Source organism: Streptomyces sp. NPDC002309 (assembly GCF_053593375.1).
Genome location: NZ_JBSFCI010000014.1, coordinates 91682 through 107139 on the forward strand (window position 1 = coordinate 91682; position 15458 = coordinate 107139).

The window sequence follows — 15458 nt, forward strand, 5'->3', positions numbered from 1 at the left end:
CCTTAAGTGGCGTTGGCGAGTCGGGCCGCCGAGCGGGCGGCGCCGTCCATGGTGGTGGCCTGCTGGACCAGCGGGTGCGCGCGTTCGTCGAGGATCGCCCGGCCGCGCGCGGCGTTGTTGCCGTCGAGCCGGACGACCAGCGGTTTGGTCAGCCGGACGGTGTCCAGCGCCTGGACGATGCCGTCGGCGACGGCGTCGCACGCCGTGATGCCGCCGAAGACGTTGACGAAGACCGACTTCACCGCCGGGTCGGAGAGGATGACGGACAGGCCGTCGGCCATAATCTGGGCGGAGGCCCCGCCGCCGATGTCGAGGAAGTTGGCGGGGCGGGCTCCGCACCCCGCGACGACGTCGAGCGTGGACATGACGAGGCCGGCGCCGTTGCCGATGATGCCGACCTCGCCGTCCAGCTTGACGTAGTTCAGGCCCCGTTCGGCGGCGACCGCCTCCAGCGGGTCGTCGTGTTCCGCGCCGTCGGCACCCCAGCGGGTCTGCCGGAAGCGGGCGTTGTCGTCCAGCGTGACCTTGCCGTCGAGGGCGAGGATCTGCCCCTGGGCGGTGCGGACCAGCGGGTTCACCTCGACGAGCAGGGCGTCCTCGCGGACCAGCACCTCCCACAGCCGTACGAGCGCGTCGACGGTCTGCGGCGGCAGTCCGGCCTCCTCGGCGATCCGGCCCGCCACGGCGGAGGTGACGCCCTCGGCCGGGTCGATCGGGATGCGCGCCACGGCCTCGGGCCTGGTCGCGGCGACCTCCTCGATGTCCATCCCGCCCTCGGCGGACGCGATCGCGAGGAAGCGGCCGGCGGCGCGGTCGAGGACGTAGGAGGCGTAGTACTCGGTCTCGATGTCGACGGGCTGGGCCAGCATGACCTTGCCGACCGTGTGCCCCTTGATGTCCATGCCGAGGATCTGGCGTGCCGTCAGCTCGGCCGCGGCCGGGTCGGCGGCGAGCTTCACGCCGCCCGCCTTGCCGCGCCCGCCGGTCTTGACCTGTGCCTTGACGACGACACGGCCGCCGAGCCGGCGGGCGATCTCGCGTGCCTCCTTGGGCGAGTCGGTGACTTCCGCCCTCGGCACCAAGATGCCGCGTTCCTCGAAGAGTTCCCTTGCTTGGTGTTCGTACAGGTCCATCTCGGCTCCTGACTACTGAGTCCTGCGTGGGCGAAACCCGCGCCCTCGAAAACTGCCGCACGCCCCCTGGACACCACCCACCGGATGCGGGATAACAAGCTTCATACAGTATTCGTCGACTGTATGCAATGTACCGCGAGAGCGTTCCAACCCCCTACGAAGGGACAGGACTTCGCCATGCCCGACGACACCCAGGACGTCATTTCCGGCGGTCATCTCGTCGCCAAGGCCCTCAAGGCCGAGGGGGTAGAACGCATCTACACCCTCTGCGGCGGCCACATCATCGACATCTACGACGGCTGCGTCGACGAGGGCATCGAAGTCGTCGACGTCCGCCACGAACAGGTCGCCGCGCACGCCGCCGACGGTTACGCGCGGATCACCGGCAAGCCCGGCTGCGCGGTCGTCACCGCCGGCCCGGGGACGACCGACGCCGTCACCGGCGTCGCCAACGCCTTCCGCGCCGAGTCACCGATGCTGCTCATCGGCGGCCAGGGCGCCCTCACCCAGCACAAGATGGGGTCCCTCCAGGACCTGCCGCACGTCGACATGATGACGCCGATCACCAAGTTCGCGGCGGCCGTGCCGGACACGGCGCGCGCGGCGGACATGGTGTCCATGGCGTTCCGCGAGTGCTACCACGGCGCGCCCGGCCCCTCCTTCCTGGAGATCCCGCGCGACGTCCTCGACGCCAAGGTGCCGGCGGACAAGGCGCGCGTGCCGAAGGCCGGGGCCTACCGCGCCTCGACCCGCTCGGCCGGCGACCCCGAGGCCATCGAGAAGCTCGCCGACCTGCTCGTGCACGCCGAGAAGCCCGCGATACTGCTGGGCAGCCAGGTGTGGACGACCCGCGGCACCGAGTCGGCCATCGAGCTGGTCCGCACGCTGAACGTCCCGGCGTACATGAACGGCGCCGGCCGTGGCACCCTGCCGCCCGGCGACCCGCACCACTTCCAGCTCTCGCGCCGCTACGCCTTCTCCAACGCCGACGTCATCGTCATCGTCGGCACGCCCTTCGACTTCCGCATGGGGTACGGCAAGCGGCTGTCGGCGAACGCGACCGTCGTGCAGATCGACCTCGATTACCGCACCGTCGGCAAGAACCGCGACATCGACCTCGGCATCGTCGGCGACGCGGGACTGGTGCTGAAGTCGGTGACGGAGGCCGCCTCGGGGCGCGTCAACGGAGGCGCGTCCCAGCGCAAGGAGTGGCTCGACGAGCTGCGGGCCGCCGAGCAGACCGCGTTGGAGAAGCGGCTGCCGCAACTGCGCTCGGACGCCTCGCCGATCCACCCGTACCGGCTGGTCAGCGAGATCAACGACTTCCTCACCGAGGACTCGATCTACATCGGCGACGGCGGCGACATCGTCACCTTCTCCGGTCAGGTCGTGCAGCCCAAGTCGCCGGGCCACTGGATGGACCCGGGCCCGCTGGGCACGCTCGGCGTCGGCGTGCCGTTCGTGCTCGCGGCCAAGCAGGCGCGGCCCGACAAGGAGGTCGTCGCGCTCTTCGGCGACGGCGCCTTCTCGCTCACCGGCTGGGACTTCGAGACCCTCGTCCGCTACGACCTGCCCTTCGTCGGCATCGTCGGCAACAACTCCTCCATGAACCAGATCCGCTACGGCCAGGCCGCCAAGTACGGCAAGGAGCGCGAGCGGATCGGCAACACCCTCGGCGACGTCCACTACGACAAGTTCGCCCAGATGCTGGGTGGTTACGGCGAGGAGGTCCGTGACCCCGCCGACATCGGCCCGGCGCTGCGGCGCGCCCGCGAGTCGGGCAAGCCGTCGCTGATCAACGTCTGGGTCGACCCGGACGCGTACGCCCCCGGAACCATGAACCAGACCATGTACAAGTGAGGTGATCCGGTGACCGCACAGGCTCTCCAGGGCATCCGCGTCCTGGACATGACCCACGTCCAGTCCGGGCCCTCCGCGACCCAGCTGCTCGCCTGGCTCGGCGCGGACGTCGTCAAGCTGGAGGCGCCGTCCGGGGACATCACGCGCAAGCAGTTGCGTGATCTCCCGGACGTCGACTCCCTCTACTTCACGATGCTCAACTGCAACAAGCGGAGCATCACCCTGAACACCAAGACCGAGCGCGGCAAGGAGCTCCTGACCGAGCTGATCCGGCGCTCCGACGTCATGGTCGAGAACTTCGGACCGGGCGCCGTCGACCGCATGGGCTTCACCTGGGACCGCATCCAGGAGATCAACCCCCGTATCGTCTACGCCTCCATCAAGGGGTTCGGCGAAGGCCCGTACACCGACTTCAAGGCGTACGAGGTCGTCGCGCAGGCCATGGGCGGGTCGATGTCGACCACCGGTTTCGAGGACGGGCCGCCCATGGCGACGGGCGCCCAGATCGGGGACTCGGGCACCGGTGTGCACGCCGTGGCGGGCATCCTCGCGGCGCTGTACCAGCGCGAGCACACCGGGCGCGGCCAGCGGGTCAACGTGGCCATGCAGCACGCCGTGCTCAACCTCTGCCGGGTGAAGCTGCGCGACCAGCAGCGCCTGGCGCACGGCCCGCTCGCCGAGTATCCGAACGACGACTTCGGCACCGAGGTCCCCCGCTCGGGCAACGCCTCCGGCGGCGGGCAGCCCGGCTGGGCAGTCAAGTGCGCGCCCGGCGGCCCGAACGACTACGTGTACGTCATCGTGCAGCCCGTCGGCTGGAAGCCGATCAGCGAGCTCATCGGCCGGCCCGAACTGGCCGACGACCCCGAGTGGTCGACGCCCGAGGCTCGACTGCCCCAGCTCAACAAGATGTTCCAGCTGATCGAGGAGTGGTCCTCGACCCTGCCCAAGTGGGAGGTGCTGGAGCGGCTCAACGCCCACAACATCCCGTGCGGGCCGATCCTGTCCACCAAGGAGATCATCGAGGACGCCTCGCTGGCGGCGAACGAGATGGTCGTCCGGGTGCCGCACCCCGAGCGGGGCGAGTTCATGACCGTCGGCAGCCCGCTGAAGCTGTCCGACTCCCCGGTGGAAGTGACCAGTTCACCGCTGCTGGGGGAGCACAACGCCGAGGTCTACGTCGGCGAGCTCGGCCTCGGTGACGAGGAGCTGCGCCTGCTCAAGTCGAACGGAGTGATCTGACGTGATGGCCGAAGACCGGGTGCTGAGGGTGCGCACGCTCCTCGACACCGTCCGGGCGGAGGGGCGCACGGCGCTGACCGCTCCCGAGGGCAAGGTGCTCGCGGACGCGTACGGGATCGCCGTACCCGGTGAGGAGCTGGCGACCGACGTCGACGAGGCCGTGGCCTTCGCGGCGCGGTTCGCCGGACCCGTCGTGATGAAGATCGTCTCGCCGGACATCCTGCACAAGACCGACGCCGGCGGGGTGATCGTCGGCGTCGAGGGAGCCGCCGACGTACGGGCCGCGTTCCACACGATCGTCGACAACGCCCGCGCCTACGACGCGAACGCCCGTATCGAGGGTGTGCAGGTGCAGGAGCTGCTCCCCAAGGGGCAGGAGGTCATCGTCGGCGCGGTGACCGACCCGACGTTCGGGAAGGTCGTGGCCTTCGGGCTCGGCGGCGTGCTGGTCGAGGTCCTCAAGGACATCACCTTCCGGCTCGCGCCGGTGGACGCCGACGAGGCGCTGTCGATGCTGGACTCGATCCGGTCGGCGGAGATCCTGCGCGGGGTGCGCGGCGCGGCGGCCGTGGACCGCTGGGCGGTCGCCGAGCAGATCCGCCGGGTGTCCCAACTGGTCACGGACTTCCCGGAGATCGCGGAGGTCGACCTCAACCCGGTGATCGCCACGCCGGAGGGGGCCCTCGCCGCGGACATCCGGGTGATCCTCTCCGAGGCACCGGTCAAGCAGCGCCGCCGCTACTCGCGCGAGGAGATCCTCACCTCCATGCGCCGGCTGATGGAGCCGCGGGCGGTCGCCGTGATCGGCGCCTCCAACGAGCAGGGGAAGATCGGCAATTCGGTGATGCGCAACCTCATCGACGGCGGCTTCTCCGGGGAGATCCTTCCGGTGAACCCCAAGGCCGATGACATTCTGGGCCGCAAGGCGTACAAGAGTGTCACGGACGTTCCCGGTGAGGTGGATGTGGCCGTGTTCGCCATTCCCGCCAAGTTCGTGGCCGCTGCGCTGGAGGAGGTGGGACGCAAGGGGATACCCAACGCCGTCCTCATCCCCTCCGGGTTCGCGGAGACCGGCGAGCACGCGCTCCAGGACGAGATCGTGGAGATCGCCGAACGGCACGGCACCCGGCTGCTGGGCCCGAACATCTACGGCTACTACTCCACCTGGCAGGACCTGTGCGCCACGTTCTGCACGCCGTACGACGTGAAGGGCGGCGTCGCGCTGACCTCGCAGTCGGGCGGCATCGGCATGGCCATCCTGGGTTTCGCCCGCACCACGAAGACGGGCGTGTCCGCGATCGTGGGCCTGGGCAACAAGTCCGACCTCGATGAGGACGACCTACTGACCTGGTTCGGTGAGGACCCTCGCACCGAGTGCATCGCCATGCACCTGGAGGACCTCAAGGACGGCCGGGCCTTCGTGGAGGCCGCGCGGGAGACGGTGCCGAAGAAGCCGGTGGTCGTCCTGAAGGCGGGTCGTACGGCCGCCGGCGCGAAGGCCGCGGGCTCGCACACCGGCGCCCTCGCGGGCGACGACGCGGTGTACGAGGACATCCTCCGGCAGGCGGGCGTGATCCGGGCGCCCGGCCTGAACGACATGCTGGAGTACGCGCGCGCGCTGCCGGTGCTCCCCGCCCCCAAGGGCGACAACGTCGTGATCATCACCGGGGCGGGCGGCAGCGGCGTACTGCTCTCCGACGCGGTGACCGACAACGGCCTGTCCCTGATGGAGATCCCGCCGGACCTCGACGAGGCCTTCCGCAAGTTCATCCCGCCGTTCGGGGCCGCGGGCAACCCGGTGGACATCACCGGGGGCGAGCCGCCGTCGACGTACGAGGCGACCATCCGGCTCGGCCTGGAGGACCCGCGCATCCACGCGCTCGTCCTCGGTTACTGGCACACCATCGTCACCCCTCCCATGGTCTTCGCCGAACTCACCGCGCGCGTGGTGGCCGAGTTCCGGGAGCGCGGGATCGAGAAGCCGGTGGTGGCGTCGCTCGCGGGCGACGTCGAGGTCGAGGAGGCGTGCCAGTACCTCTACGAGCGGGGGGTCGTGGCCTACCCCTACACGACGGAGCAGCCGGTGGCCGTGCTCGGCGCGAAGTACCGGTGGGCACGGGCGGCGGGCCTGTTGGGGGGCGGCTCATGAGGTGAGCGAGCAAGGAGCCGGCCGACGGTGCGCGTCGGCCGGCTCCGGGACCCGTGCGCGCACGAAAGGCATGGGACAGGGGGCGCTGGCCAGATCTTTCGACGCAAGGGGTGCAGAACGACATGACAACGACCGATCTGCCGACTTCGGTTGCCTACCGTGAGGTGACCGACAAGAACGGACGCGTGTACCGGGTCGGCGAGTCCGACATCGACATCATGGGGCGCAAGCGCAAGTGGATGGTGATCCTGCCCTGGGTGGGCATGATGGGCATCTCCTCCGCGGAGTACGCGTTCGCCTCCGCCGAGGAGACGATCCACCAGGCCCACCACTGGTCCGAGGGCAGCATCTTCTGGATGCTGAGCGTCTGGGTGTTCTTCCAGGCCGCGGTGGCCTTCCCGGCGGGACGGCTGCGGGAGACCGGCAGGCTGCCCGCGCGCTGGGCGATGATGCTGGGCGCGGCCGGCACGCTGATGGGCTATCTGTCCCTGGCCTTCGCACCGCACGTCCTCCTCGCCTTCATAGGCTTCGGTATGTTCAGCGGTATGGGCGCGGGCATGGTGTACGCCACCTGCGTCAACATGGTCGGCAAGTGGTATCCGGAGCGCAAGGGCGGCAAGACCGGCTTCGTCAACGGCGGCTTCGCCTACGGCTCGGTGCCCTTCGTCTTCCTCTTCTCGACCGTGATGGACATCTCCAACTTCAAGGTCATCCTGGTGTCGGTCGGCTGCTTCCTCGCGCTGACCGTCGCCGTCGCCGGCTTCTTCTTCCAGGACCCGCCGAAGAACTGGTGGCCCGCCGCGATCGACCCGCTGAACCCGCCGGACGACCCGCGCGCGCGCCGTTCCCTGGAGAAGAACCCGCCGGCCGTCCACCAGTACAGCCCCGCGGAGGCCTGGCGGACCGGCCGGGTGGCGCTCATGTGGTTCTGTCTCGCCTGCACCTCGGGCGTGAACATCTTCGGCATCGCCTTCCAGGTCGAGATCGGCGAGCACGCCGGATTCGCCGCCGGGATCGTGGCTACCGCCATGTCACTCAAGGCCATCGTCAACGGCACCGGACGCGGTGTCATCGGCTGGCTCTCCGACCTGTACGGCCGCAAGCAGTGCCTGCTGTACGTCTGTGTCATCCTGGGCCTCGCCCAGTTCGGCATCATCTGGTCGGCGGAGATCAGTAACCTGCCGCTGTTCCTGTTCTTCTCCGCGGTCTCCGGCTTCGGCGGCGGCGCCATCTTCCCGATGTTCGCGGCGATGACGGCGGACTACTTCGGGGAGAACAACAACGCGACCAACTACGGCATGGTGTACAGCTCCAAGCTGGTCTCCGGCCTCGGCTCCGGCATGGGCATCGTCGTCGTGTCGGCGTGGGGCCTGAACGGCGCCTTCATCCTGGCCGGCTGCATCTCGTTCTTCGCCGGTTTCGTGGCGCTGTTCCTCAGCCCGCCGGGACGGCCCAAGGACAAGCGCATCACTCCCAACCCGCAACCCCTGGGCGAGGAGACGGCCTGACGTGACATGTGGCCCGCGAGGCCGCACGAGGAGCCGCGAACGGACCGGGCGGCCCTTCCCCACCATGGGGAAGGGCCGCCCGATTCGCGTGGTGGATCAGCGGCGCCGCCTGCGCAGGGCAGCCATGTTGTCGTAGCTGATCTTGGCCTCGCGCAGCGACTGCGCGGGGTCGGTGGCGCTCGGGGAGTTGTCGTCCTCGACCATCGGGTTGTGGTAGTTGCGGTCCCCGACCCGGGAGAAGAACGTCGTGTAGTCGATGACGCCGGTCCCGAAGGGCACCATGTCGTAGCCCATGCCGTTGGTCGTGCTGACGACGCCGTCCTTCGCGTGGAACAGCGGGTAGCGCTTGTTGTGGCAGGCCACCAGGCCCGCCGGGTCGAAGACGCTGCGGCGGCTGGAGCCGTCGTGGGCGGTGTAGGTGTGGAACTTGTACTGGGCGACGTGCGCCCAGAAGACGTCCATCTCCAGCCAGACGAGCCTCGGGTCGGTGACCTTCAGGAAGTACTCCAGCTTCCGGATGCCGGAGCTGCGGGTCGGCCGGCCCTGGTCGTCCAGGGGACCCCGGTCGAGCAGGAAGCCGTACGCGCTGTCGTGGTTGTGGGTGTAGAGCTTGATGCCCTCGCGACGGGCGATCGCGCCGAGGGCGTTCCACTTGTCGGCGGCCACGTCCCAGTCGGCGCGGTAGGAGCTGCCGGTGGGGTCACCGCCGGTGCCCATGTGGTCCATGCCGATGATGTTGGCTATCTCCAGCTGCTTCTTGAAGGCGTCCAGGTCCGCCGTGGTCAGCGGCCAGGACGACGGGATGAAGCCGTGGTTGCCCTGGGCGCGCAGACCGTGGTCGTCGAGCCAGGAGCGCAGCAGCCTGGCTCCCTCGACGGTGCCCAGGTCGGCGCCGCCGGGTGCGTTGGCGTGCTGGCGGTAGCCCGCGAACTCCACCTGCCGGTAGCCGTGCCGGGCCAGCTGCTTGAACACCTCGCGGAAGCCGGAGGGCAGATCGGTCGCGAGGGGGTCGCGGCCGGTGGCGTCACGGACGGTGTAGAGGATGATGCCGCGCCGGTGCGGCGGGACGAGCACGTGGCCGTCGTGGCCGTGCCCGTGGTCGTGGTCTCTGCCGCGGTCCTGGGCCAGGGCCGGGGCGGAGCCGAAGACCGGGGCGGCGACGGCGCCGGCCGCCACGGCGGTGCAGGTGCTCAGGAAACGGCGCCGGTCCACTCCGAGGGTGCGGCGCAGTCCCTCGTCGGGGGCGTCGGTGGCGGCTTCGGTGCGGGACGGGTCGGAATACAGGGTCACGAATGGCCTGCCTTCTCGGTCGTGGCCGGCTCCGGTGCCGTCGGGACCGGCCGTTGTCAGTGCCGTGTGTTTCACTCTCAGTAGTCGGATCTCAGCCGAGTCCGGCCAGCTGGAGCAGGAGTTGTTTCACATCGGTGGCCTCCACGCGGTCACCGAGTGCACGGGGGGTGGAGCAGATGAACAGCGGACCGTCGTCGTCGCTGTCGGGAAGGCGGCCATGGCTGCCGCGAACAGGGGAGGGATCCAGTGGCACGACCGCCATGCGGTAGCGCATGCCGAGCTTCTTGCGGGCCAGCGCGGTGGCCGCCTTGACCTTGACGTAGGGGTCGAGGGGATCCATGAACAGCTCGACCGGGTCGTAGCCGGGTTTGCGGTGGATCTCGACGAGTTGGGCGAAGTCGGGCGCGCGCTCGTCGTCGAGCCAGTAGTAGTACGTGAACCAGGCGTCCGGCTCCGCGACGGCGACCAGCTCGCCGGCCCGCGGATGGTCGAGATGGTGGGCCTTCTTGCCCTGGTCGTCGAGGAGCCGCTCGATGCCGGGCAGTCCGTCGAGCGCGGCCCGGGTCGCGTCGAGGTCCTCGGGGCGGCGCACATAGACATGGGCGATCTGGTGGTCGGCGACGGCGAAGGCCCGTGAGGCCATCGGGTCGAGGTACTCCATGCCGTCCTGCGTGTGCACCTCCAGCAGGCCCGCGCGGCGCAGTGCGCGGTTGATGTCGACGGGCCGGCTGACCTTGGTGATGCCGTACTCGGAGAGCGCGACGACGGTACGGCCCTGCGCGCGCGCGTCGGCCAGCAGGGGGGCCACGGCCCTGTCCAGGTCGGCGGCCGCCTTCAGGGAGCGCGGGTCGTCGGGGCCGAAGCGCTGGAGGTCGTAGTCGAGGTGAGGGAGGTAGCACAGGGCCAGGTCGGGGCCCCGGGTCCGCAGGACGTGACGGGTCGCGTCGATGATCCACTGGCTGGAGACGAGATCCGCGCCGGGCCCCCAGAAGCGGAAGAGCGGAAAGGTGCCCAGTTTCTCCGTGAGTTCGTCGTGGAGGTCCGGCGGGCGTGTGTAGCAGTCGGGTTCCTTGCGGCCGTCGGCGTAGTAGACCGGACGAGGGGTGACGGTGATGTCGGTGTCGGCGCCCATGGCGTACCACCAGCAGATGTTGGCGACCGTGTAGCCGGGGTACGCGCGGCGGGCGGCGTCCCAGAGCTTGTCGCCGGCGACGAGGCCGTTGTGCTGGCGCCACAGCAGGACGTCGCCGAGTTCGCGGAAGTACCAGCCGTTGCCGACGATGCCGTGCTCGGAAGGCGTCGTGCCGGTCAGGAAGGTGGACTGGGCGGCGCAGGTGACGGCGGGCAGGACGGTGCCCAGCGGGGCGTGGGCGCCGGACCGGGCGAGGGTCTTGAGGTGCGGCATGTGGTCGAGGAGACGGGGGGTGAGGCCCACGACATCGAGCACGAGGAGCGGGGTGGGGCGTTCGGAGGCGGGGGCGTTCACGGCAGCTCCTTGAGGCCGAGGTCCGTCAGCAGGTCCCGGGCGAGGGTGAGTTCGGCCGCGATGCCGTCGGTCAGCTGGGCGCGGGCGCGGGGCCGCAGCTCCGGCGGGAGCGCCTGCCACGTGTAGGTCTCGACCTCCAGGTGGCGGGTGAGGGGGGCGGCTCCGCCGACGAGCCGGGCCAGGGCGGTCTTCAGCACGTCGAGCGTGGAGGTGAGCGGGGCGGCGGGGTCCGCGTGCAACGGGACGTGGAAGTGGGCGCGCCACGGCGAGGCGTCGGGCAGAGCGGCGTCCTCGAGGGCGGGGCCGAGGTCGTCGGTGCCGCGCAGCCCCGCGGCGGTGGCGGTGCGGGTCTGGTGCAGGAAACGGGGCTCGTCGAAGGCGGCGAGGGCTTCCCTGACCTCGGGGAGATGGGGGTGCTCGGCATGCAGGGCGGCGGAGAGCTGGGACTTGACGACCGGGACGCCGGCGCGGACGAGGGCGTCGACGGCGGTGTTCGGGTCCTCGAAGGAGGTGGCGAGATGGCAGGTGTCGACGCAGATACCGATGCGGTCGTGGGCGATGGCGGTCAGCGGGGCGATGGCGTCGCCGGTGGTCTCGACGACGCAGCCGGGCTCCGGTTCCAGGCCGACGCGCAGGGAGCGGCCGGTCAGCTCCTGGAGGGCGTCCAGGCGTTCACCGAGGGTGCGCAGGGCGGCGTGGGCGGCGTCGGCCCGCGGCCCGTCCTGGGCGGTGCGCCAGGCGAGCGGGAGTGTCGAGATGCTGCCCTCGGTGACGTCATCGGGCAGGAGGCCGGCGAGGACCCGGGCGAGGGCGGTGGTGTGCTCCAGGCGTTCCGGGTCGGCCCAGTCCGGCTTGTAGACGCGGTACTTGACCTCTTCGGCGCCGAAGCCCTCGTAGGGGAAGCCGTTGAGGGTGACCACCTCCAGTCCGCGCCGGTCCAGTTCGGTGCGCAGGGTGCGCAGCGCGGCCGGGTCGGTGACGAGCGCGTGGGCGGCGTCCTTGGCGAGCCACAGGCCGATGCCGAGCCGGTCGCGGCCGAGGCGGCGGCGCACGGGTTCGCAGTGGTCGCGCAGTTGGGCGAGGACACCGTCGAGAGTCTCCGCGGGATGGACGTTGGTGCAGTAGGCGAGATGCACCGTGGAGCCGTCGGGATGGCGGAAGCGCATGGCTCACTCCCCGCCGCGCAGGATGGAGTTGCCCTCGTGGGTGGCGTCGGTGGTGGCGATGTCGAGGTGGAGCCGGCCGCTGAGGCCGTAGAACGCGACGGGGTTGCGCCACAGCACCTGGTCGACGTCGTCCTCGGTGAAGCCCTCGGCGAGCATCAGATCGCCGACCTTGCGGGTCTTCAAGGGGTCGCTGCGCCCCCAGTCGGCGGCGGAGTTCACCAGTACCTGCTCGGTCCCGTAGGCGCGCAGGATCGCGACCATCCGCTCCTCGTCCATCTTGGTGTCCGGATAGACGGAGAAGCCGAGCCAGCAGCCGCCGTCCTTGGCCTCCTTGACGGTGGTCTCGTTGAGGTGGTCGATCAGGACGCGGTCCATGGCCAGGGCGGACTCCCGCACCAGGTCGAGAGTGCGGCGCAGTCCGGCCAGCTTGTCGCGGTGCGGGGTGTGGACGAGCGCGGGCAGCTCGTGGTCGGCGGCGAGCTGGAGCTGCGTGGCGAGCGCGGTGTCCTCGGCGGGCGTCATCGAGTCGTAGCCGATCTCGCCGACGGCCACCACCTGGTCCTTGACGAGATAGCGGGGAAGTTCGTCGAGGACGGGAAGACAGCGCGGGTCGTTCGCCTCCTTGGGGTTCAGGGCGATCGTGCAGTGGTGGGTGATGCCGTACTGGGCGGCGCGGAAGGGCTCCCAGCCGAGCAGGGAGTCGAAGTAGTCGAAGAAGCTGGCGGGCGAGGTACGGGGCTGGCCGAGCCAGAAGGCGGGCTCGACGACGGCGCGGACGCCGGCGGCGTGCATGGCCTCGTAGTCGTCGGTGGTCCTGGACGTCATATGGATGTGGGGGTCGAAGATGCGCATCAGGACTCCTTGGCGTGGGGGGTTTCCGATCCGTGCGGTGCGGTCGCGGGATCGGTCAGGGCCAGGACACGGTGCAGGTCATCGGGTACGGGACGGCCCGCGGCGGTGCGTTCGGTGGCGTAGTCGCCGAGCATGCGGGCGAGTTCGGCGTCGCCGCGGGCCCGGCGCTGCAGGTCGGCGACGCTGTCGACGGGGACGCCGGTGAACAGGCACTTCAGCACGGCGTGGCGCCAGTTGTGCGCGTCGAGGTGCCGGGCGGCGTACGGGCCGACGGCGGCGGCGACGAGCCGGGTGTCGTTGGTGCGCAGGGCGTCCTCGATCAGCGGGAGACCGTCGGGTCCGGCGACCAGATGGGGCAGGGCGTTCAGCACGGCGCGGCGTTCGGCACCGGTGCCCTGGCGGTAGACGCGCCCTAGCGCCTCCAAGTCGGCGCCGGCGGCATGGAGGACCAGCACACGGGCGGCGTCGGCGTGCTCGTCCCCGCAGCGACGGCCCGCCTCGGCGATGCGCAGCTCCCACACGGAGATGGGCCCGTGCGTGCCGGGGTGGGAGGCGGCCTCGTCGAGGGCCTGGTCGAGCCAGACGCGGGCGGCTCCCGGGAGGTGGGAGGTGAGGTGGGCGCGCAGTTCCGCGAGGGAGGCCGGGGCGTCGGGCCGGGTGCTGCTCGGGCCGCCGGATCTCGCCGCCGGGGTGGCCGCGGTGGTGTCGCGGTGCTTCACGGGATGCTCCCTTCAGGGGTGGCGGAGGGTTCGCCGTGGGGTGCGGCGGGCGGGGTCGGGGGTGGGACCGGCCCGTCGGATGGCGCGGCGGCGCGCAGGAACGGGAGGGAGGCTGCGGCGTAGTGGGGGCCCGCGTGGGAGTGGCGGGGCAGTTCGACGACGGTCAGGCCCTGGTAGCCGGTGGCGGCGAGGGCCGCCAGGACGGGCGGGAAGTCGATCTCCCCCTCCCCGAACGGCAGGTGTTCGTGGACACCGCGGCGCATGTCCTCGATCTGGACGTGGCGCAGCCAGGGCCCGGCGGCGCGGACGCAGTCGGCGGGCGGAAGGGGTTCGAGGCACTGGCAGTGGCCGATGTCGAGGGTGAGACCGAGGAGGCCGGGGTCGCCGAGGGTGCGGCGCAGACGGTGGAAGTCGTCGAGGGTGGAGAGGAGGTGGCCGGGCTCGGGTTCGACGGCGAGCGGGACGCCGGCGGCGGCCGCCGCGTCCAGGACGGGGGCGAGGCTGTCGGCCAGGCGTTTCCACGCCGTGTCCTCGTCGGTGCCGGGCGGGAGGACCCCGCTGAAGCAGTGCACGGCGTGGGCGCCGAGGTCGGCGGCGACCCGGACGGCCCGGAGCAGCAGGCCCACGCGGCGGGCGCGGTCGTCGGGCTCCGCGTCCAGGAGGGAGGGTCCGTGTTTGCGGCGGGGGTCGAGCACGTAGCGGGCACCCGTCTCCACGGTGACACCCAGCCCGAGCGCGTCGAGCCGCCGCGCGACCCGGCGGGTGCGGGCCGACAGCTCGGGGGCGAGGGGGTCGAGGTGCATGTGGTCGAGGGTGAGTCCGACGCCGTCGTAGCCGAGGTCGGCGAGCAGTCCGAGGGCGTCGTCGAGGCGGAGGTCGGCGAGGCCGTTGGTGCCGTAGCCGAAGCGGAGGGCGGCGTGGGAGGCGGCCGGTTCGCCGGGGTGCTGCGCCGGGTGGGGCCGGGGGCTCATGTGATGCTGACCTTCCTCGCGTACCTGCGTCCGATCGGGGCGAGCGCGGCGATGGCCAGGGCGGTAAGGCCGGCGCCGGCGCGGGCCGCGAGCGCGGCCTGGAGGGGGATGGTGGCGCGGATGCCGCCGCCGACGGCCCGTTGGGTGAGCGGTGGGGAGGGGTTGAGGGCGGCGTGCGTGTAGGGGCGGCCCGCGGTCGCGGCGTAGGCCGTGGCCAGTGCGGTGCGCAGGGCGAGGTCGAGCGTCACGCCCGGCCTCCCGTGCCCGGACGTCCGGCGACCGGCCCCGTCGCCGGTGCGGGCCCGGGCACCCGGGGCGCGTGTCACCAGGCGGGTGAGGACGGCCGTCGCGGCGAGGGCGGCGAGGGGCGGCAGGGAGGTGCCGCCCTGGGTCTCCCGGCGGGAGACGGTGGTGACCGCGAGGGTGTGGGTGCCCAGGAGGGCGGCGGACGGGAGTGCCTCGCGGGTGCGGCCGGTGGTCGCGGCGGCACCGAGGAGGTGGTCGAGGCCGCGTGCGGCGGCCATCGCCACGGGACCGGCGGGGGTGTGCTTCAGGACGAGGTCATAGGCCCAGACGGTGGCCGCGAGGGGCGCGGCCACGGTCAGGGCGGGGCGGCCCGCGCGGGCGGCGAGGGCCAGTCCGGCGGCGGTCAGGGCACAGGCTGCCGCGAGGGCGGAGGACGGCTGGACGCGGCCCGACGGGAGGGGCCGGTGGGGGCGTTCGACGGCGTCCTCCTCGCGGTCGGCCCAGTCGTTGAGGGCCATGCCGGCCTCGTAGAGACAGAGGGAGGAACCGATGGCGAGCAGGGTCCGGGAGTTGGGCGCGGCGCCGGTGGACGCCGCGCCGCTCAGGGCGTCCCCGGGAACGGTGAACAGGGCGGGGAGCCGCAGGAGTTCGGCCCAGGCCCGGCCACGGCTCATGCCCGCTTCCCCTGGCTGTCCTCGTCGTGGGTGCCGTCGCCCCGGATGCCGTCGCCGTGGGGCCGCTCCTCGGGCCACGCGGGCCCCGCTCCCGCGACAGCGAGCGCGTCCGCGTACGTGTCCGTGTCCACGTCCACGTCCGCCTCGGCTTCCCCTTCCACA

The 15458-nt window shown here is 71.4% G+C and carries 12 protein-coding genes; 4 read left to right on the forward strand and 8 right to left on the reverse strand.

Annotated elements, in window-relative coordinates:
- Positions 1-2: 2 nt before the first annotated feature.
- Complete coding sequence (sucC, locus tag ACWCPM_RS14325) at positions 3-1133, reverse strand: ADP-forming succinate--CoA ligase subunit beta (protein WP_450976450.1); 1131 nt, start codon at positions 1131-1133, stop codon at positions 3-5.
- Positions 1134-1310: 177 nt separating this feature from the next.
- Here sucC and ACWCPM_RS14330 point away from each other — a divergent pair, with 177 nt between their 5' ends.
- From ACWCPM_RS14330 to ACWCPM_RS14345, 4 genes are all read left to right on the forward strand, one after another.
- On the forward strand, positions 1311-2993 hold the full coding sequence (locus tag ACWCPM_RS14330; RefSeq protein WP_450976451.1) for a thiamine pyrophosphate-binding protein: 1683 nt from the start codon (positions 1311-1313) through the stop codon (positions 2991-2993).
- Between the two features lie 9 nt (positions 2994-3002).
- Entirely contained in the window at positions 3003-4235 is a 1233-nt protein-coding gene (gene frc, locus ACWCPM_RS14335) for a formyl-CoA transferase (protein ID WP_450976452.1), read from the forward strand.
- Positions 4236-4239: 4 nt separating this feature from the next.
- On the forward strand, positions 4240-6384 hold the full coding sequence (locus ACWCPM_RS14340; protein WP_450976506.1) for an acetate--CoA ligase family protein: 2145 nt from the start codon (positions 4240-4242) through the stop codon (positions 6382-6384).
- Between the two features lie 122 nt (positions 6385-6506).
- The gene (locus ACWCPM_RS14345) at positions 6507-7892 is read left to right on the forward strand and encodes an OFA family MFS transporter (RefSeq protein WP_450976453.1); all 1386 of its coding nucleotides are present in this window, start codon (positions 6507-6509) and stop codon (positions 7890-7892) included.
- A 96-nt stretch (positions 7893-7988) separates the two neighbouring features.
- Here ACWCPM_RS14345 and ACWCPM_RS14350 read toward each other — a convergent pair whose 3' ends face one another.
- The 7 genes from ACWCPM_RS14350 to ACWCPM_RS14380 form a co-directional block, all read right to left on the reverse strand.
- Positions 7989-9182: a sugar phosphate isomerase/epimerase family protein gene (locus ACWCPM_RS14350; RefSeq protein ID WP_450976454.1), complete on the reverse strand. Its 1194-nt coding sequence runs from the start codon at positions 9180-9182 to the stop codon at positions 7989-7991.
- 91 nt (positions 9183-9273) lie between these two features.
- Positions 9274-10668: an alkaline phosphatase family protein gene (locus tag ACWCPM_RS14355; RefSeq protein WP_450976455.1), complete on the reverse strand. Its 1395-nt coding sequence runs from the start codon at positions 10666-10668 to the stop codon at positions 9274-9276.
- Positions 10665-11834: a metabolite traffic protein EboE gene (gene eboE / locus ACWCPM_RS14360; protein ID WP_450976456.1), complete on the reverse strand. Its 1170-nt coding sequence runs from the start codon at positions 11832-11834 to the stop codon at positions 10665-10667. Before eboE ends, ACWCPM_RS14355 begins: the two co-directional genes overlap by 4 nt.
- A gap of 3 nt (positions 11835-11837) precedes the next feature.
- Positions 11838-12686 (reverse strand): TatD family hydrolase, encoded by an 849-nt coding sequence (locus ACWCPM_RS14365; RefSeq protein WP_450976457.1) that lies wholly within the window; start codon positions 12684-12686, stop codon positions 11838-11840.
- Positions 12686-13405, reverse strand: a complete 720-nt coding sequence (locus ACWCPM_RS14370) for an EboA domain-containing protein (RefSeq protein WP_450976458.1) — start codon at positions 13403-13405, stop codon at positions 12686-12688. The genes ACWCPM_RS14365 and ACWCPM_RS14370 overlap by 1 nt, the downstream gene beginning before the upstream one ends.
- Positions 13402-14376 carry a sugar phosphate isomerase/epimerase family protein gene (locus ACWCPM_RS14375; protein WP_450976459.1) on the reverse strand — a complete coding sequence of 325 codons (975 nt, stop codon included), beginning with the start codon at positions 14374-14376 and terminating at the stop codon, positions 13402-13404. The genes ACWCPM_RS14370 and ACWCPM_RS14375 overlap by 4 nt, the downstream gene beginning before the upstream one ends.
- Positions 14373-15296: an SCO3242 family prenyltransferase gene (locus tag ACWCPM_RS14380; protein WP_450976460.1), complete on the reverse strand. Its 924-nt coding sequence runs from the start codon at positions 15294-15296 to the stop codon at positions 14373-14375. Before ACWCPM_RS14380 ends, ACWCPM_RS14375 begins: the two co-directional genes overlap by 4 nt.
- Between the last annotated feature and the right edge of the window lie 162 nt (positions 15297-15458).